The organism is Streptomyces sp. MNU89, from assembly GCF_020982505.1.
In the GTDB taxonomy this organism is placed as follows: domain Bacteria; phylum Actinomycetota; class Actinomycetes; order Streptomycetales; family Streptomycetaceae; genus Streptomyces; species Streptomyces xinghaiensis.
The window spans coordinates 4991156-5009446 of record NZ_JAJKLL010000001.1 but is presented as its reverse complement, the minus strand read 5'-3'; the positions used below and the strand labels follow the sequence as shown (position 1 = coordinate 5009446).

Genomic DNA, 18291 nt, shown 5'->3' with positions numbered 1-18291 from the left:
GCCATGACCGCCAACACCGTGACACGTTCGATAAAGGCACTGGTGCGGGCTCCGGATCCGCTGACGCAATCGGCCGTCAGCGGTCATCTCGGTTCCGCACCGAACATCGAGATCGTATCGGAGGAACGCCCGGACCCGGCCGACGTCGCCGTGGTCGTCGCGGAGCGGATGACCGTGGAAGTGACGTCGTTACTGCGCAAGATCAAGGCCACCCTCCGGGTGCCGGTGGTGCTGATCCCCTCCGAGATCGAGCGGGCCGACCTCTTCATGGCCGTCGAGTGCAACGTGGTCGCGGTGCTGCCGCGGGCGGCCGCCACCAGCAAGCGCATCGAGGAGGCGGTGCTGACCGCCGCGACCGGCGGCGGCGTACTCCCCTCCAAGCTCCTCGGCGAGCTGCTCCGGCAGATCGAGCGGATGCAGCGCGAGGTGCTGTCGCCGCACGGCCTGCACAACTCCGGGCTGACGCCCCGGGAGATCGGTGTGCTGCGGCTGATGGCGGAGGGCCTGGACACCGCCGAGATCGCCGACAAGATGTGCCTGTCGGAACGGGCGGTCAAGCGCGTCATCTTCGGGGTCACCCGGCGGCTGAACCTGCGCAACCGGCCCCACGCGGTGGCGTACGCGCTACGCAGCGGCGTCATCTGACCGGGCGCCGGCGCCCCGCGCCGGCCCGGTCCCGGCTCCCGCCGCGACGGACTCCGACGGAGTCCCGGGGACGGCCGCCGCCCATCGCAGGGCCCACGGCGGCCGTCCCTCCCGGCGCATCGTCCGGCGCAGCATCACCACATAGGCGATGTCCAGGGCGACATAGGTCGGCACCAGCACCTGGAGCAGGTGGTGGGACGGGTAGAGGACGAACGCGGTGAGTCCGGCGAAGACGGATCCCACGAGCTTGGCGACGGCGATGTGCAGGGACTGCCCCGTACTGGACCCGCGCCGCTTGAGCATCAGCAGGAACGAGGCGCTCAGCGGCACCTGGATGATCATGCCGGTGTACATCCCGTCGCGGTCGTGGAACTCGTTCGCCCCCGCGACGACGACCAGCGACGCCCAGACCAGCACACCGGCCAGCGTCCACCGGAGGACACGCGGCGGGAGAGCGGGGTGGTCGCGCGGCCCGAGCCGCATCGCCTGATACAGCAGGACGGAATTGAACAGCAGCCAGAAGAAATTGATCTGCCGCTGCGTCGGCGTCTGCTCCAGCACGAAGGTCAGGCTGAACTCCCACGCGAAGTTCACCGCCACCATGGGGGCGGGGATGGCCACCCGGCCGTCCAGGACGGCCTGCCGGATGGCCAGCACATAGGTGAGGAGCCAGCCGACCGCGGTCGGCCCGGCGAGGGCCCAGAAGAGTCCGTCCGGTACATCGGCCGCCCCCTCCGTGACCGGTGCCGGCTGCGACATCGGGATGAGGAAGGGGGGCAGCCATTCCATGGGAATCCTTCGGGGACGGGGCGAGCGGGAGAGGACCTGCGGGAGGGACGGGAGAGGACCTGCGGGCGGGCCGGTCAGAGGCTGGGCACGACGAGGTCCAGGCCGAAGAACGAACCGCCGTACAGCTCCTGGCCGATACGGGGGTTGAGCAGGGCGTGGCGGGCCGCCGTGTTGCCGTCCCGCCAGTACTGCTGCAAGGGGTTCGACTCGGCGAAGGCGGCCGCCCCGTGCGCCCACATCAGCTCGTCGAGCGCGACGGTGACCAGGTTGACCGCCTGGCCGACGTCACCGCGGATACGGCGGAGTTCGCTCTCCGGGATTCCGGTCGCCTCGCGTGCGGCCTCGTCCAGGACGTCGGCGGCCCGGTTCACGTGCAGCTCGGCCGCGTCGATCGTCAGAGCCGTCCTGCCGAGCGCGGACACGAAGGTCTGCGAATCGGGCTGGCTCGTGTACCGGCTGGGCGCGACACCCCGTCCCGGCGCCTTGTCGACGACGAAGGCGCGGGCGGCCTGGCCGATGCCGACCACCACGGAGGCGCAGACCACGGCCATGGCCGCGATCGCCGCGGTCCGCAGCAGCGGTGGCAGCGTGACGTCGGTGGTGTTCTCCCGCCCCCGCTGCCTCTCGCCGGAGATCACCCGGTGTCCGGGGACGAACGCCTCCCGGAGCACGACGGTGTGGCTGCCGGTGGCGCGCATGCCGACGGTGTGCCAGGTGTCCTCGATCGTCACGTCCGCGGTGGGCACCAGCAGCGAGAGCCCGCCCACGGGCTCCCCGTCCCGGTCGACCTCCCGCGCGACCAGGATCGTCCAGTCGTCGTGCAGGATCCCGGAGGCGTACGGCCAGGACCCGGTGAGCAGATAGCCGCCCGCGGTGCGCACCGCGGTGCCCGTGGCCGCGAAGACGGAGGCCAGCTTGGCGCCGGGGTCGGCGCCGAACACCTCGTCCCGGGCGGCCTGCGGGAACTTCGTGGCGAGCAGGTTCGACCCGTTGATGTTGTTGACCACCCAGGAGGTGGACGGGCAGTAGTGGGAGAGGGCCTTGGCGACCTCGCCCATGGTGCGGACGTCGGTCTCCAGTCCGCCGTAGGCGCTCGCGGTCCAGAGGCTGCTCAGCCGCGCGTCGTCGATCGCCCGCACGGTGGCGTCGGGCAGCTTCCGTTCGCGCTCCCCCTCGGCCACGCCCTCCGCGAGGACCGGCCCGAACTTGTGCACGGTGCTCACCAGTTCGGCTCGGAGTTCCAGCAGGTCCGTTCGTTCGTTCGTCATGATCACCAGTCCGGGCGCTCGGAGATGAGATGGGTGTGGTCGTAGTAGTCCCGCCAGGCGGCGATCCGGCCGGCCCGCAGGTCGAACACGGCCATCACCTTCAGGTTCAGGGCGATCGGCGTGCCGTCGGCGCGGAACATGCTCTCGATCCGCTCGGCCAGGACGGAGTCCCCGGCCGTGGCCATGTGCCGGAACCGGACCTCCAGGCGCGCGAAGTCGGCCGGCAGGAGCGCGAAGATCTCCTCCTTGCCCCGGCAGACCGGTGATCCGGGGTTCTCCCACACGCAGTCGTCGGTCAGGAAGCCGTCCACGGTCTTCCTGACGTCGGCCGGGGTCGGCCCCATCCGGGTCAGGAAGGCGTGGACGACGCGCTCGGCGTCGGTGGTGGGCACGGCTCACCTCCCGGGGGTCGTCGCGCCGGAGTGGCCGAGGACGCGGTGGAACGCCGCGCCGAGGTCCTGGTCGGGGTGCGGGCCCGCATGGGCGACGCGCCAGGCGACGTGCTGGTCCGGCCGTACGAGCAGGGCGCCGTCGTCCTCGATCCCCCGCACCGCGGCCCAGGCGCCGTCGGCGTCCCAGTAGTCCGCCGCGTCGGGCCGGCTCCCGATGGACACCACGGTGAGCGCCACCCGGTGGGTGTCCGCGGCCTTCTTGGCCGCGACCGCCCAGCCCTCGCTCAGCGGCCCGGTGATCAGCACGAAGCCGGCGTGGCGGCCGACGAGGTCGAGCGTCGACACCCGGGTGTCACCGCGCCGCAGCCACGCGTGCGGCAGCCGGTGACCCGGTCTGGTGACGGGGTGGTAGGCGGCGCCCAGCGGGTCCCGGGGCGGCGGCGGGGTGCCGTCCGGGAGCACCGCGCCGGCCGCGTAGGAGTGGCCGAGTTCGATGTCGTGCGCCTGGTACTCGATCCGCTGGGTGGCGAACACCTCGCGCACCACGGTCCGCCGGGTCTCCCCGATCGGTGTGCCGGAGAGCAGTTCGCGGAAGCCAGCCCGGGTGGCCTCCGGCTGCCCGGGCACCATGCCGAGGCTCGCGAAGAGGACCCCGTAGTTGCGCAGGCAGGTCATGGCCCAGCTCACGTTGCGTTCGGCGACGGGCAGCCGCTCCACCTCGTACGAGTCCAGCAGGGCGTCACCGGCCCGGCCGCCGCACACGGCGCCGAGCTTCCACGCGAGGTTGTGCGCGTCCTGCACCGCCGTGTTCAGGCCGCCTCCGGCGGCGGGCGGCTGCCGGTGCGCGGCGTCCCCGGCGAGGAAGACCCGCCCGGCCCGGAAGGCCCGGGCCACGACGGCCTCCGGCCGGTACTCGCTGACGTGGCGGACCCGCACGCCCAGCTCCCGCGGCAGCTTCAGCAGCTCCCGTACCCGCGCGGCGATCGCCTCCGTGCCGAGGTCCACCGCGGCACCGGGTGGCACCCGGAAGTGCAGCGCCCATTCGTCGGAGGCCAGGCCCCACTCGGGTCCGGTGGCGACGACCACGGACACCTCGCCGTCGGGGCCGATGATGTGGGTCATCAGCACCCCGTCACCGGGCCACCAGCGCGACAGGTCCGCGCTGAAGTGCACCGAGATGATGGTGAAGCCGCCGCCGGCACCGTCCATCGGCACGTCCAGCGACCTGCCGATGCTCCTGCCGCCGTCGGCGCCCAGCAGGTAGCGGGCGCGGACGGTGCCCGTCTCGCCGGTGGACCGGTCGGTGATCCGCGCGGTCACCCCGTTCTCGTCCTGGGTGAACTCCGTCATCTCGTGATGGAAGAGCAGGCGGGCCGGAGCCCGCTGCTCCGCGTGGCGGCGCAGCAGCGGTTCCAGCCGGTGCTGCGGAAGGTTGGTCGAGGGGCCGGGGCTGTCGGCCGCGTACGGCCCTGCCGTGCCGCCGCCGCCGAAGGCGTCCATCCGGTGCAGCTCCCGGGCGTCCAGGGGGCCGTCGCCGCCCAGCGAGGTACACCAGGCGATCTCGCTCATGTTGGCGAGCGGGGCGCTGATCCGGTAGACGTCCTCGGCGATGCCGTGCTGCCGGAAGATCTCCATGGTGCGCTGGTTCAGGTAGTGCGCACGGGGCAGGACCGAGGTCGACTCGCGGCGCTCCACCAGCAGGTGGCGCACGCCCGCGTCGGACAGGAAGACCGACGCGGCGAGTCCGCAGCCGCCGCCACCGACGACGAGAACCGGCACGTCTGCGTCAAGCATGGGTAATCCCCCGGGGTCGGGCGGGCTTCCGGCGGAGCGGGTCACTCATCGGAAGCCGGCGTGTTCTCGTGCAGGGTGATGACCGCGGCCGGGCACCGCAGGGCCGCTTCCCGGACCGGTTCGTGCTCGCGCGCCGGCGGAGCCGCGTCGAGCAGGAGCACCGTGCCGTCCTCGTCGCTCTGGTCGAAGACCGCCGGGGCGATCGCGGCACAGTTGCCGACCGCGATGCACCGGCTGGTGTCGGTCTCCACTTCCATGGCCGTCTCCCCCTTCATGGCCGTGTCCACCTCCTGACGGGTCACCAGGTGACCGGGAGCTTGTTCACGCCGAAGACCAGGGCGTTGGTCCGGTAGTCGACCTCGTCGTGCGGGACGGCCGGCCGCAGCGTGGGGAACCTGGTGAACAGGGCCGGGAGCGCGACCCGCAGCTCCATGCGCGCCAGTTGCTGGCCGAGGCACTGGTGCGGGCCGAAGCCGAAGGCGAGATGGCGCTGCGGAGGACGGCGCACATCCAGACGGTCCAGGTCCTCGCGGGCCGCGCCGAGGTCCCGGTTGGCGGCCAGTGCGGACGCCACGACCCGTTCGCCCTCCTTGATCTCCTGGTCGCGCACGCGGATGTCCCCGGCCGCCTGGCGCGGCAGGATGGCGGCCGGCGCGCAGTACCGCAGCAGCTCCTCGACGGCCCCGTCGACGGCCTCGGGGTCGTCGCGCACCACCGCGAGCTGGTCGGGGTGGCGGAGCAGCAGGGCGATGGCGGCGGAGAGGGTGCTGGCGATGGTCTCGTGCCCGGCGATGAGCAGCATGTTGCCGATGCCCGCCAGTTCGCTGTCGGTCAGCTGGTCGCCGAAGTCGCGCACCACACGGCCCAGGACGTTGTCGCCCGGGTCCTCCCGGTGGCGCGCCACGAGACCGGCCATGTAGGCCTCCATCTCGGCCGCCTTCTCCATCTGCACCTCGCGGCTGGTGGTGAAGTCCAGCGCGATCGCGGTGCGGCGCTGGAACTCCTCGCGGTCCGCGTAGGGCACGCCCAGCAGCTCGCAGATGACCGCCGTGGGAATGGGGGCGCAGAAGGTCTGCACGAGGTCCGCGCCCGGGCCGGCCTCCTCCAGCGCGTCCAGCGCGGACGTGACGACGTCCTCGATCCGGGGCCGCAGCTCGCGCGCCCGCTTGGTCGTGAACGACCCGGTCAGCATGCGCCGCAGGCGGGTGTGTTCGGGGCCGTCGTAGCTCAGCAGGTTGCCCGCCTGGTACGGCATGGAGCCGCCCATGCGCAGCCGGTCGTCCGCGAGCACGCTCTTGACGTCCTCGTACCGGGTGACGACCACGGCGTCGAAGGCCCCCAGCAGCGGGCTGGGCACCGTGGCCCGGCGCAGCTCCGGGTCCTGCTGCGCCTCGTACAGTTCCGGGGCGGGAGTGAACGGGCATCCGGCGGCTCGTCCCCCGATGGGGATGGCTGCGGACTCGGTCATGAGATCGCCTCTCTGTTCGTCGGGGGTCGGAAGACGGGCGTCCGTGCGGCCGCGGGACGTCGCCGGGGAGCCCGCCGGGTGACGCGCCGCATCAGAGCTGCCGGCCCAGGATGAATCCGGCGACCTCCAGGAACTCGCCGCGCACGTCGTCCGGGATGCGGGCGGCGGCGAGGCACTCCTCGGCCGCGGCGACCTGCCGGGCCGCCTCGTCCCGGGCCCAGTCGCGTCCTCCGGCCCGTTCCACGAGGTCGGTGACGCGCTGGACGGCGCCCTCCGTCAGGGGTTCGGGACGCAGGTACAGGGCGCGGAGCTCGTCCGAGCCGGGCGCGTTCAGCGCCGCCACCACGGGCAGGGACTTCTTGCGGGCCCGCAGGTCGGCTCCCACCTGTTTGCCGGCCCGGTCCGGGTCGCCCCAGATGCCCAGCAGGTCGTCGACGAGCTGGAAGGCGAGCCCGATGTGCTCGCCGAAGGCGCGGAGCCGGTCGATCACGGCCCGCTCACCGCCCACCAGTTCGGCGCCGAGCGAGCAGGCGCATCCCAGCAGCGCACCCGTCTTGTCGCCGGCCATGCGCAGGCACTCGGCCGGGGTCACGTCGTCGCGCCGCTCGAACGCGACGTCGGCGGTCTGGCCGTCGATCATCCGCTGGGTGGCGGTCATCAGCGACACGGTGGCGGAACGGGCCCCCGCACCGGGCGCGTTCAGCAGCACGGACGTGGCCGCGGTGACCATCGCGTCGCCGGCCAGGATGGCGTCCGGGACGCCGAAGACCGTCCACGCGGTGGGGCGGCCCCGCCGGGTCTCGTCGCCGTCCATGATGTCGTCGTGCACCAGCGAGAAGTTGTGCACCAGTTCGACGGCCAGCGCGGCGGGAACGCCGTCCGCGTCCGCTGCGCCCGCGGCGCGCGCGGACAGCAGCGCCAGGGTGGGCCGGACCATCTTCCCGCCCCAGGTGCCGGTCGGCCGTCCCTCGGCGTCCGACCACCCGAAGTGGTAGTGGGCGATCCGGCTCATCTCCGGACCCAGGTGGGAGCGGACGGCGTCGCGCAGGGCGGGGCCGAGCATCGTCCGGCCGGTGTCGAGTACCGGGGAGAGGTCCCGGACCGGTGTCGTCGTCATGAGCCCCACCGGCCGTCCGCGCGGGGGGCCGGGAGACGGGAGGCCGTCCGGGACCGGTCCGCGCGCGGACGGTCCGGGAACGCACTGGCGTGTCGCATGGTGCACCTTCGCTGTCGGCTCGTGAGGGTCACGGCGTGGGCAGGTCACGGGGGGTCGGCACGGCGGTGGTCAGCAGGGCCCGCCGCAGGACCCGGGGAGGTGAGCAGGGTGCGGGGCGGGGTCAGCAGGAAGAGGACGTCGCGGTTGGCGGTGCACACCACCGGGTCGCCCGGTACGCGGTCGCGCACGCGGGCGAGGTACCGGTCCAGCAGCCGGGCCACGGGGCCGCTGCGCACCGCGTTGCCGGTGGCCCCCGGCATGGGGCTGTCCGCACCCGTCGCCACGTCCCACGCCGGGCGGGAGGAGCGCAGCACCGCCCGCTGCAGGGCGTGTGCCGGGGGGACGCGTCCGCCGGCCAGTTCCCTCTGGAGGGCGACCGCGCTCAGCGCCGCCACGGACAGGCCCTGGCCGTAGACGGGGTTGAGCGCGCACAGCGCGTCCCCGACGACGAGCAGTCCGGTGCCGTCCCGCCCCAGGCGGTCGTAGCGGCGGCGCCGGTTGGCGGTGTGCCGGTAGCCGACGGGCCGGGTGACCGGGCGTGCGGTGCTCAGCCATTTGTGGACGGCGGGGTGCGGCAGCCGGTCGGCGAAGTCGGCGAAGCCCTCCGGGTCGGTGGGCGGGGCCTGGTCCCGCGGCCCGGAGAGGGTGACCAGCCAGCGGTCGCCCTCGGCGGGCAGGACGATGGCGCCGAACGGCTGCCCGGCGTCGGGCACGATGTAGAAGCCCTTGAGGTCCCCGGCCGGGTCGTCGGCGTGGAAGACGCAGGTGGCGTAGGCCCGTCCGGTGTCCACCACCTCTTCGGCGGGGGGCCGGCCGCCCAGTTCGGCCAGCCACTGGGGTGTGCGGCCGGTCCGCCCTGTGGCGTCCACGACGAGGTCGGCCGTGAGGCCCCGCCGGGTGTGGTGACCGGCGCCGCGGTCCCGCACCACGACACCGGTGATGTGCCCGGGCCGGCCGAGCAGGCCGGTCACCTCGGTTCCCGTCCGGACGTCGATACGGGGGCCGGCCAGGACCCGCCGGCGGACGCGGTGCTCCAGGAGTGGGCGCGACGGGGTCATGATCGGCGCGGACGGATTTCGGCGCGATATCCACTGCCCCGCCTGCCACACGCCGAGGTCCCCCGGCACCGCCAGACGCGGGGCGCCCGCCTCCGTCAGCTCGGTCAGCAGCCCGGGCAGCAGCTCGTCCAGGGCGTTCATTCCGCTGGTCAGCAGGACATGGGTGTGACGGGACTGCGGCACCCCCGCCCGGGGCCCGGGAGCGTCCTCGTAGTGGTCGCGTTCGAGTACGGTCACCCGTTCCGCGTGGTCCGCGAGGACGTGCGCGGTGAGCAGCCCGGCCACGCTGCCGCCCACGACGACCACGTGCCGCAGCCGGGGCCGGGGCCCCGCGGGCGACACGGACGGCGCGGACGACGCGGCCGGCGCCCGGGTGGCGGGGGCGTCGCCCCGGTCCGGGTCCCGGTCCGATCGCGGCGGCGGCGCGGCCGGCCGCTCGCCGGCGGGCCCGTCGTCCAGCCGGGCGGCCAGGAAGCGGCCACCGGAGGTCTCGCCCGTGCCCGGCAGGTCACCGAGCATGTGGCCGACCAGTTCCAGGTGCGTGCTCCGCCACCGCCGCACGGCGTCGTCCAGTTCGCCGAGGTGCCGGGCCTCCTCCGGCGGGCGGCCGCCGCCACCGTGTCGCGTCAGCCGCCTGACCCGGAGGAACAGCTCCTTGAACTGCTCCGACTCCAGCCCGCTCGCCGTGCCGAACCGGTCCCGGAACCGCAGGAAGTCCTCACGGCGCAGGGTGCGGCGCAGCAGCGTCAGCTGCCCGGTCAGGGCGTCCACCAGCCGTACCGCCCGGTCCACCCGGTGGGTGAAGCACGACCGGCCGCACCGGCCGGCGTCGAGGTGTCCCAGGTCGACGAGGACCTGGCTGAGCAGGATCTCGGACGCCTGGTGCACGACGATGAACAGCCGCTCGCTGTCGCTCAGGTCCCGCTGCTCCGGCGGGGTGAGCGGCTGCTGCGACGAGAGCAGTTCGTCGAGACGCAGGTATGAGGCATAGGTCGGGTGGGGCATCGGGCCAACTCCTCGGGGTGAGTCCGCGCTGTACGCGCCGCACGCGCTACACCAGGCGACCGGGCACGGTGAGATCCATCAGCGCGTCCCGGTGGACGCCGGGCGGCAGGGCCTCCAGAGCCGTCGTGGCCATCCGCACATGGCGGTGCGACACCTCGCGCGCCGCCGTGATCCCGTCGTACGCGTGGACCAGCTCCGCCATGGCCTCGTAGCGCGCGCCGACCGGGACGGAGGTGTCCGCGAGCAGGCGCTCGATCCGCCGCTGCCGCTCTCCGGAAGCGCGTTCGTGGGCGAGCAGCACCGGCAGGGTGGGCCGGCCGTTGCGGACGTCGGAGACGTTCGGCTTGCCCGCCCGCGTCCCGTCGTAGGCCATCAGGTCGTCGCGTATCTGGTACGCGATGCCCAGCTGATCGCTGTACTCGCTGAGCGCCTTCAGGGACGTGTCGTCCGCCCCGCCCAGGGTGGCGCCGACACCACAGGCCATCCACAGCAGGGCGCCGCTCTTGTCCGCGATCATGTCGAGGTAGGCGTCGACGGGGCAGATGCCGCGGCTCATCCGGATCTCCCGGAGGGCCGCGTCCCCGATCCGCAGTCCGGCCCGGGACAGGACCGTCAGCGCCTCCGCCACGCGTCCCGCGGGGGCCCCGGCCTCCCGGCATTCGGCCAGGGCGGCGAAACCGTGGAAGAACAGCCCGTCCCCGCCGACGATCGCCGCCGGCTCCCCGAACACCGTGTGCGCGGCCGGTTTGCTGCGCCGCTCCCCGTCGCTGTCGATGATGTCGTCGTGCATCATGGCGCCGACCTGCACGCATTCCAGACCCACCGCCGCGGGCAGGACGGTCGCTATGTCACCTCCCACCGCGAGACTGGACCGGACCACCAGCCAGGGGCCCATCATCTTCCCGAACGGCACCAGCCCGTACCGCACCAACTCGTCGAGGCCCGAAACGTTGTGCGGCCACCGGGTCTCGACCTCGGCCCGCACGATGGCTGCCACTTCCGGATCAGCGACCTGAGGAACATCGACGTCGGTCATGTGTACGACGTTAGGGAGGCCGTACCGGGCTGTCGTCGGTGCCGGCCCGCCTCGGCCCGAGTGGGACCGGGGAATGGCATCTTCGGTCCGCGGCCGGGGCCGGAACCTCAACCGGGAACCGCGGCCGGAACCGCGGCCGCGGCCGCGCCGGCGGACGGCGCCGCGCTCAGGTGACGGCCTGCGTCAGCCGGCCTCCCAGGCTGGCCGCCGCCAGTTCGACGCGCGAACGGCAGCCGGTGCGGGCGAACAGGCGGGTCAAGTGGTTCTCCACGGTCTTCTCGCTGACCTGGAGGCGCAACGCGATCTGCCGGTTGGTCAGACCCTCGCCGATCAGTTCGATGATGCGCCGCTCGGTGGCGGCCAGGGCCTCCCGCCGGCCGCGGGCCCGCGGTGCGGGAACCCCGCGTTCACGGGTCACCGCGCGGACGCGTTCCAGCAGCGACGACGCACCGCACCGGGTGGCCAGGCCGTGGGCCTCGCGCAGCCACGGGCGCGGGTCCTCGGCGAACCGCGCGATGACGAGGCACGAGTCCATCAGCGACGGCAGGTCTCCCCGTTCCCGGGTCAGATCGGCGGCCAGCCGGGCCTCGTGGACATCGCGGTGCACCAGGGCGCGTGCCAGGAAGAGGCTCTCCGCCGCTTCCGTCCCGGTCTCGTCGCGCAGGAGTTCGATCTCCTCCAGCAGGCCGGCCGCGCCGTCGTGGTCGTCGGCGAACGCCGCGGTCCGCACCGCCCGCATCAGCAGGAGGTGCAGGCCCGCGCGCTGCCCGGCCGCGCGCTGCCGGCGGCTGACCCGCCGGGCCAGCGGCGCGGCCCGCCGGTCACCGCCCGTGCGGCTCAGCAGGCCGATCCGCACCCAGGCGCGCATCACGGCGAGCCCGGGGACCGGCACCGCGTCGTCCAGCCACTGGGCCGCCTGCCCGGACTCGCCCCGGGCGGCGCAGATGTCGGCGGCGATCAGACGAGCCGCCTGGTGCGCCAGCGTGTCCCCGGCGTACGACAGTTCCAGTTCCCGGACCGCGGACATGGCCTGCGACCAGTCGGCGGCGGCATAGTCGCGCACCACCCGGCGGTACACGCCGAGCACACCGGTCGCGGGAACCCGGTGGCCGGCACCGAGCACGAGCTCCGCCACGGAGGCGATGTCGCCCACCGCGGCGGCGCAGTGCAGCCAGCCCACTTCCCGGGCGGACGGCGCCCGGCCCGAGCGGCGCCAGGCCCGCTCACAGGCGCCGGGGTCGCCGGACAGCGCGGTCGTCAGCAGGTCCATCCGGTCGGCCGGGTCCGCCTGTTCCGCCGGTCCGGCAGGTTCTGCCGAGCCGGCCGCCCCGCCCGCCCGGGCACCCTGCCGGGCCCCGCCGGGCGGCCGAACCACCACTCCGCGAATCCGATCGGCTCGCGGCCCGTGACGCCCTCGTCCAGCAGCGACCGCACGGCCTCCTCGGCGGGCGGCTCACCGGAGTGCAGGGCGACCAGGACGGCGGCGAGGCGGATCTCCGCCGACGAGCTCCGGGCGCGGCCCTGTTCCGCATCCCGGGGGCCCTCGTCCGCGGCCCGGGCGCCCTGTTCCGCGTACTGGGTGAGCACGTCGCGCAGCAGCTCGTACCGGCCCGTCCGGAGGACGAGGTCCAGCAGCCGGGTGAGCGTACGGGCGTGTTCCGGCCCGCCCGGGGGCAGGCGGCGCAGCGCGGCCGCGCACCACAGGGCCGCGCGCTCCGGCTGCTCCCGCTCGGCGTCCTCCGCCAGCTCCAGCAGCCGGGTGACCATGGGCCCTTCGAGCGCGACCGCCGGCCCGCCGCGCGCGATGTGGTCGGCGAGCACCACGGGGTCGACGCCGCCGCTCCGCCGGTGCCGGGCCAGCAGCCGTTCGGCGACCGCCGCGTGCAGCGCGGCGCCGCCGTGGGCGGCCGGCCCGCCGGCGACGGAGGCCGCCAGGGCGGGGCACCGGCAGCTCACCCGGCCCGCCGGGTCGGCGACCAGGACCTCGGCTTCGATCAGCTGGTCGAGCACACGGCCGCAGTCGGTGAGGCCGGTTCCGATCACCTCGGCGAGCAGCGGCAGATCGGCGACGTTGACGCCGTCCCACACGGCTACCGAGGACAGCAGCCGCGCCGCGGGGTCGCCGAGAGCAGCGACCCGGCGCAGGAGGTGGTGGCCGGCGGGCAGTTCGATCGGCTCCGACGGTGCGCGCAGGCACAGCCGGCCGCGGAAGACGGTCAGCCGGCCCCGTGCGCGCAGATCGGCGAGGGTGGCCAGCACGGTGCCGGGGTTGCCGAACAGCGGTCCCAGAGCGGTGCGCAGGATGCCCGGCACCGCCTCGTCGAGGCGCGCACCCTGCGCGCGGCGCACCAGGGACTCGGCGACGTCGTCGGCCAGCGGCCCGAGGGTCACCACCCGGTCGGCGGCGGCCAGCAGTTCGGCGAGGCCCGGGGTGTGCTCCGTGCCCGTCTCGCAGGTGGCGAGCACCAGGCATCCGGAGCGGCGTGCAGCGGTGAGCACGGGGGCGGGCTCGGCGACCGCGTGCACGTCGTCGGCCAGGACCGCGGTGCTCCCCTGGCGGCCGATCCCGTCGAACAGATCGCCCAGCGCGGTGACGATGGACGGCCTCCATCCGCCGGTGTCCCGTCCCGCCGCGTCGCTCAGCCGGGCCACCGCCGCGAGCGCGTCGGCCGGCCCGGCCTCCTGGAACTCCTCGAACCGGTCGCGCACGGTGCGCACCAGCGGTGCGAGGGCGAACGCGTCGTCGCCGAGGCTGCCCGGGCCGGCGCCCGGGCGCACCGGCAGGACGCGCAAGCCGGCCGCGCGCAGCATCCGCTCCGCCTCGTCCAGCAGCGCGGTTCTGCCGATACCGGCCTGCCCCTTGAGGACGATCAGACGTCCGCCGCCGGCTGCCAGTGCTTCGCGCACCACCGCCAGCTCCCGATCCCTGCCACGGACCGCCGTACGCGCTCGGGCCACTGCCGGTCTCCTCTCCTGAGGCCCCGGGCGGCGAGGACCCGCGGGCTGCCGCCCCGGCCCCGTGCCGGTGCCGCGGACGGGTCCGGGACCGGCCCGTCCCGGAGTCAACTCCCCATCATGCAACCCCTTGACGCCTTCGAATCGCTCACATGCTCTACCGGGCCGAGTCCGGGCATACTGATGAGGTGATCCCCCCCTGGCACGGTGCGGCCGATCCCGACGGGCCGGTGCCGCCGCTGTTCGGTCGTGACGCCTCCGTCGCGCACGTCGTCGACACCGCCACCTCCCCGGACGCCGCCTCGCTGATCCTGGTCACGGGGCCGACCGGGATCGGGCGCAGCGCCGTACTGGCCGCCGTCCGGGACGAGTTGGCCGCGCGCGGCCTCACCACCCTGGCCCTGCGGGTGGCGCGCAACGAGCACGGCCGCCCCTACTCCGTGGCCGCCCGGCTGTCCGCCGAGCTCGCCGTCCTGAACCGGAACGGCGCCCCCGGGCGCACGGCGAAGGCCACCGCCCCGGCGCCGCGCCCGGACGCCGGCCGTCAGCTGGCCGCCGAGCTGCGAGCGGCCGTCACGGCGTGCGACAAGCTCGTCGTCCTCATCGACGACGCGCAGTGGATCGACCCGGGTTCGCGCGCGGTCCTGCTGCCGGTGCTCCGCACACCGGCGGGCGGCCGGGTCACGTTCGTCTGCGCGCTCCGCCCCTCACCGGCCGACCCGGAGGCCGACCGGGTGGCGCTGGACCGGCTGCGGGCCGCCGGAGTCGCCGAGGTGGTGACGCTGCGCCCGCTGCGCGAGTCGGAGGTCCGTGCGCTGGTCACCGAGCAGTTACAGGCCAAGCCGTCGTCGTCGCTGCTCTCGTCGCTGCGACGGGAGTGCCGCGGCAGGCCCGCCGCCGTGCTCGCCGCCGTGGCGGGGTACCGGCGGAGCGGCGCGCTGTGCGTCTTCGACCGGCACGCCTATCTGACCTCCCCGAACCGGCCGCCCTCGCTGCCCGCCGGCCTGCCGCCGGTCGAGGATCTGCGGCACCTGGGCGGGGTGGTCTGGCCGGTGGCCAAGGCGGTGGCCGTGCTGCATCCGCTGGGTCCCGCGGCGACCGGGCTGATCGCCGAGGCCGTGGAGGCGGACGAGGACACGGTCCGTGAGGCGCTGGCCGGGCTGTGCGCCGAGGGGGTCCTGCGGCAGGGGCCCGGTCCGGGCCGCTGGCGGTTCCGGCTGCCGCTGCTCGCGTCCGGGCTGACCACTCGCCTCGGGCCGTACGAGCGGCGCAGGCTCGCCCAGCTGGCGGTCACCGCGATCTGGGCGGGCGACGCCACCGCGGACGGCCGGTACCTCGCCGAGCAACTGGTCACCGCGGGACCGTTCGTGGACTCCCGGCGGGCGTCCGAGGAACTGCTCGCCGCCGGCACCGCCGCCATGCTGGAGGACGGATACTTCGCGGAGCGCTGGCTGCGCGCCGCCATCGGCCTGATCACCGAGCCGGACCGGCGCGCCCAGGCCCTGCTCGCGCACGCCGCCGCCTGCTGCATCCATCTGCGCCACGCCGACGCGCTGGACAGCGCGTGGACGGTGCTGTCCGACCACGCCGGCCTGGTCACCCCGGAGGCTCTGCTCGAAATGGAGATGATCTACGTCGTCTCACTCGGCGGGACCTTCGACAGGGCTGCGCTCACCGAGATCTGCGACGGCGGCTGGCGCTCGTTGCCCGGCGGCGAAGGGCACCGCGTCCTCACCCGGGCCATCGCCCTGTGCCATCTGGACCGCTGGCGGGAGGCGTACGAGCACCTGACGGCCCAGCGGGACGTCTGGAGCCGGGACAACGACACCGTCGCCGCGCTGGGCCTGCTCTTCAGCGACTGCATCGCGGCCTTCCTCGGCCGGACCGAGTCGTTCTACCGGGCCGTCGCCACTCCGTACCGGTGGCCGCTGTGGACGCAGGCGTCGCGCCACCGCTTCGAACACCTGTCGCAGCTGGCCCGGGCGCTGATGGCGTTCGGCGAACTGGACCGGGCCGAACAGATGCTGGCGGCACACGAGCTGCCCTCCGGTTACCGGCCCGTCCCCGACCGGGTGGTGGCGGACAGCCAGAGCGGGCGCTGGGACCCGGCACTCGACCTGGCACGGCTGGGCCTCGCCACCGGCCTCTCGGTCGGCGACCTGCCCACCCATACCCAGCTGTGCCGGGAGACGAGCGTCATCCTCGGTGCGCGCGGTCAACTGGCACGGGCGCGCGAGGTGATCGAGAGAGCCCGGACCGTACAGCCCGTGATGCTGCACCTTCTCGCAGTACCGGAGTGGTGCCTGGACCAGGCCCTGGGCGCGACCGAGCGGTCCGAGCGGGTCATCGCGGACGCGCTCGCCCTGGCCGTGGAGCGCGGCCTGATCGTCGGCACGGAGGAACTGTGGCTGATGCAGGCCGTATCGGAACTGGCCGCGGGGGATCAGGCCGCGGCACAGCGGTGCGTGGACGAGGTGAGCAGGGTCGCCGGACTCCTCGGCACCGGCCGGGCCCGGATGTGCCATCTGCTCGCCAAGGCCGTGGTGCACCGCGACCACGCGGCCGCCGACGAGGCGGTACGGCTCGTCCGCCGGCGCGCACAGCCCCTGGAGCAGGCCGACACGATGTCCATGATGGTCCGCCACGGACTGGCCGACCCGTCGCTGCTGCACGAGGCGTACGCGCTGTACGGCGACCTCGACGCGCTGCTGCGCAGGGCCCAGATGCGGCCCCTGATGCGCGAGCACAAGCTCACCACGGAGCGGCAGAGCCTCACCACCGCCGAGAACGAGCGGCTGCTCGCCACCCTGGTCGCCGAGGGTCTGACCAACCGCGAACTGGCCGTCGTGCTCGGCGGCAGCGAGAAGAGTGTGGAGAGCCGGCTGGGCAGGCTGTTCAAACGCACCGGCTACCGTTCCCGGGTCGAACTGGCCTCCGCCATGCTGACGGGCGAGTACCCCGGCTGACACGGGTGGGTCCCTGACACGGGCCGTCCTTCCCGGCCGGGCCCGTACCCGCCCGCGCGGCTCCGCGCAGCGCGGGTCTCACCCGGCCGGGGACAGCGCCGCCGCGATCGCCCTCTGTGCCGGGTCGAGGACCGTCGCGCCGCTCTCGGTCTCCCACAGGCAGGTCTGGAGGACCCGGCCCAGCGTCCACCCCCGGGCGCGGGCCCGGTCCAGGCCGAGGATCTCCGTCATCAGGTCGAAGCGGCGGCGTACGGCGCGCGGGACGTCACCGGTGGCCGTGACGTCGTCCCAGCGGTTGCGCAGGGCGGGCAGCAGTTCGAAACCCGGGTCGCCCGTCAGGGGTTTGGGGTCGATGGCCAGCCAGGGCCCGCGCCCGGACCCGGGAAGCGGGGCGAGGACGTTCTCGTAGTGCAGGTCCCAGTGGAGCAGCCGGTCACCGGGCTCGCCGGCCAGTTCCCGTACGGCGCCGCCGCAGGCGTCGAGCAGCCGCCGCTCGGCCGGGTCGGCCAGGGCGGGCAGCACGGCGGGCAGCCGGCGGAGCATCCCGTCGGCGGCGTCGCCCAGCCGCCGCACACCGGGCGGCGCGGGGTGCGCGGTGAGCCGGGCCAGCAGCTCGGCGAGGACGCGCAGGGCGGCCATGTCGTCGCCGACCCCGGCGAGGGTGCGGGCCGGATCGAGCCGCTCCAGCAGCATCGTCCCGGTCTCGGGATCGCTCCGGAGCAGCCGCACGGCGCCGTCGCCGTCCCAGGCCCGGAGGGCGTCCGGCTCTCCCGCGGTCTCGTCGGTGACCGGCTGGAGCTTGAGCACCGCCGGCGTGCCGTCCGCGCCCACCACGGGAACGACCAGCGCGGCGACCCCGTGGGCCACGGGCCCGTCCCGCCGCAGCCGCCACCGGCCGAGATACGACTCGGCGAGCCCGGGCAGCGCGGCCACCCACGCCCGCCCGGCCTCGCCCTCGTACCGGACATGCGCGGCGGCCAGCGCCTCCGGCACCTCCACGGGCGCCGGACCGCCTTCGCTGATCCTTCCGTCGGTCATCGGCAGCTCCCGGAACGCGTTGTGTGCCGCCGCCGGACGGCGCGCAGTGCCCTCCGCGGGCGGCGCCGTTCAGGCGTGCGCGACCCGCATGGTGATCTCGGCGATGCGCTCAGCGGAGAGGTCGGGAGGCAGGACCGGCTGGACGAGGTGGCTGACCGTCAGGCGCACCACCGCTTCGACGGCCAGGTCCCGCGAGTGGGCGTCGATCTCGGCCCAGACCTCCGCCGCGTAGGCGGTGAGCATGCTGATGGCGGTGTCCAGAAGGGGCTCGGAGCGGGTCGTCAGGTGGGTGAGCAGATCTTCTTCACCGCCCCGGCTACTGGTCAGGATGGCCTTGAGCAGCGGATTGTCGGCCGCCGTGCGCAGGGTGTACCCGATGGCGGCGGTGATGGCGGCCCTCATGTCGCCGGGGTGGGCGAGGAGCTGGTCCTGGATGCCGGTGAGAAAGCGTTCCACCTCGCGCATCACCAGTGCCTGGCCGATGGCCGCCTTGGAGCCGTACTCGGTGTAGACGGTTTGCCGGCTCACTCCGGCGGTGGTGGCGATACGGGTCATCTTCAGCCGGTCCCAGCCCTCGGCCGCGACCCGCTCGTAGGCGGCGTCCAGGATCCGTTCCTTGAGCAGGGAACGGACCGACTCTCGATAGCGCGTCATCTCGGCC

Annotated in this window: 15 protein-coding genes; 2 read left to right on the top strand and 13 right to left on the bottom strand. The window is 74.3% G+C overall.

Annotation, left to right across the window (positions count from 1 at the left end):
- Window positions 1-3 precede the first annotated feature (3 nt).
- Window positions 4-645 carry a response regulator transcription factor gene (locus E4N63_RS21485; protein WP_043467140.1) on the top strand — a complete coding sequence of 214 codons (642 nt, stop codon included), beginning with the start codon at window positions 4-6 and terminating at the stop codon, window positions 643-645.
- Here E4N63_RS21485 and E4N63_RS21480 read toward each other — a convergent pair.
- From E4N63_RS21480 to E4N63_RS21430, 11 genes are all read right to left on the bottom strand, one after another.
- Entirely contained in the window at window positions 625-1434 is an 810-nt protein-coding gene (locus E4N63_RS21480; protein WP_228429554.1) for a hypothetical protein, read from the bottom strand. The two genes, E4N63_RS21485 and E4N63_RS21480, sit on opposite strands and share 21 nt — an antisense overlap.
- A 74-nt stretch (window positions 1435-1508) precedes the next feature.
- Complete coding sequence (locus tag E4N63_RS21475) at window positions 1509-2702, bottom strand: hypothetical protein (protein WP_230241481.1); 1194 nt, start codon at window positions 2700-2702, stop codon at window positions 1509-1511.
- 2 nt (window positions 2703-2704) lie between these two features.
- The gene (locus tag E4N63_RS21470) at window positions 2705-3094 is read right to left on the bottom strand and encodes a limonene-1,2-epoxide hydrolase family protein (RefSeq protein ID WP_125622772.1); all 390 of its coding nucleotides are present in this window, start codon (window positions 3092-3094) and stop codon (window positions 2705-2707) included.
- 3 nt (window positions 3095-3097) lie between these two features.
- Window positions 3098-4888, bottom strand: coding sequence for an FAD-dependent monooxygenase (locus E4N63_RS21465; RefSeq protein WP_230241480.1), 1791 nt, complete (start codon window positions 4886-4888; stop codon window positions 3098-3100).
- A 41-nt stretch (window positions 4889-4929) separates the two neighbouring features.
- Window positions 4930-5190: a ferredoxin gene (locus E4N63_RS21460; protein WP_308188729.1), complete on the bottom strand. Its 261-nt coding sequence runs from the start codon at window positions 5188-5190 to the stop codon at window positions 4930-4932.
- Window positions 5187-6356: a cytochrome P450 gene (locus E4N63_RS21455; protein ID WP_125622770.1), complete on the bottom strand. Its 1170-nt coding sequence runs from the start codon at window positions 6354-6356 to the stop codon at window positions 5187-5189. The genes E4N63_RS21460 and E4N63_RS21455 overlap by 4 nt, the downstream gene beginning before the upstream one ends.
- 91 nt (window positions 6357-6447) lie before the next feature.
- Window positions 6448-7473 carry a polyprenyl synthetase family protein gene (locus E4N63_RS21450; RefSeq protein WP_125622769.1) on the bottom strand — a complete coding sequence of 342 codons (1026 nt, stop codon included), beginning with the start codon at window positions 7471-7473 and terminating at the stop codon, window positions 6448-6450.
- A gap of 143 nt (window positions 7474-7616) precedes the next feature.
- Window positions 7617-9635: a tryptophan 2,3-dioxygenase family protein gene (locus E4N63_RS21445; protein ID WP_230241479.1), complete on the bottom strand. Its 2019-nt coding sequence runs from the start codon at window positions 9633-9635 to the stop codon at window positions 7617-7619.
- 46 nt (window positions 9636-9681) lie between these two features.
- Window positions 9682-10671, bottom strand: a complete 990-nt coding sequence (locus E4N63_RS21440; protein WP_125622767.1) for a polyprenyl synthetase family protein — start codon at window positions 10669-10671, stop codon at window positions 9682-9684.
- Window positions 10672-10837: 166 nt separating this feature from the next.
- Window positions 10838-11941: a helix-turn-helix transcriptional regulator gene (locus E4N63_RS21435; RefSeq protein ID WP_230241478.1), complete on the bottom strand. Its 1104-nt coding sequence runs from the start codon at window positions 11939-11941 to the stop codon at window positions 10838-10840.
- Window positions 11929-13581, bottom strand: a complete 1653-nt coding sequence (locus E4N63_RS21430) for a hypothetical protein (protein ID WP_230241477.1) — start codon at window positions 13579-13581, stop codon at window positions 11929-11931. Before E4N63_RS21430 ends, E4N63_RS21435 begins: the two co-directional genes overlap by 13 nt.
- Window positions 13582-13814: 233 nt before the next feature.
- On the opposite strand from E4N63_RS21430, the gene E4N63_RS21425 reads away from it, so the two are divergent.
- The gene (locus tag E4N63_RS21425; RefSeq protein WP_230241476.1) at window positions 13815-16592 is read left to right on the top strand and encodes an AAA family ATPase; all 2778 of its coding nucleotides are present in this window, start codon (window positions 13815-13817) and stop codon (window positions 16590-16592) included.
- A 78-nt stretch (window positions 16593-16670) separates the two neighbouring features.
- Here E4N63_RS21425 and E4N63_RS21420 read toward each other — a convergent pair whose 3' ends face one another.
- Together E4N63_RS21420 and E4N63_RS21415 are read right to left on the bottom strand one after the other, a co-directional pair.
- On the bottom strand, window positions 16671-17630 hold the full coding sequence (locus tag E4N63_RS21420; protein WP_230241475.1) for an aminoglycoside phosphotransferase family protein: 960 nt from the start codon (window positions 17628-17630) through the stop codon (window positions 16671-16673).
- 69 nt (window positions 17631-17699) lie between these two features.
- Window positions 17700-18284: a TetR family transcriptional regulator gene (locus E4N63_RS21415; protein ID WP_125622763.1), complete on the bottom strand. Its 585-nt coding sequence runs from the start codon at window positions 18282-18284 to the stop codon at window positions 17700-17702.
- Between the last annotated feature and the right edge of the window lie 7 nt (window positions 18285-18291).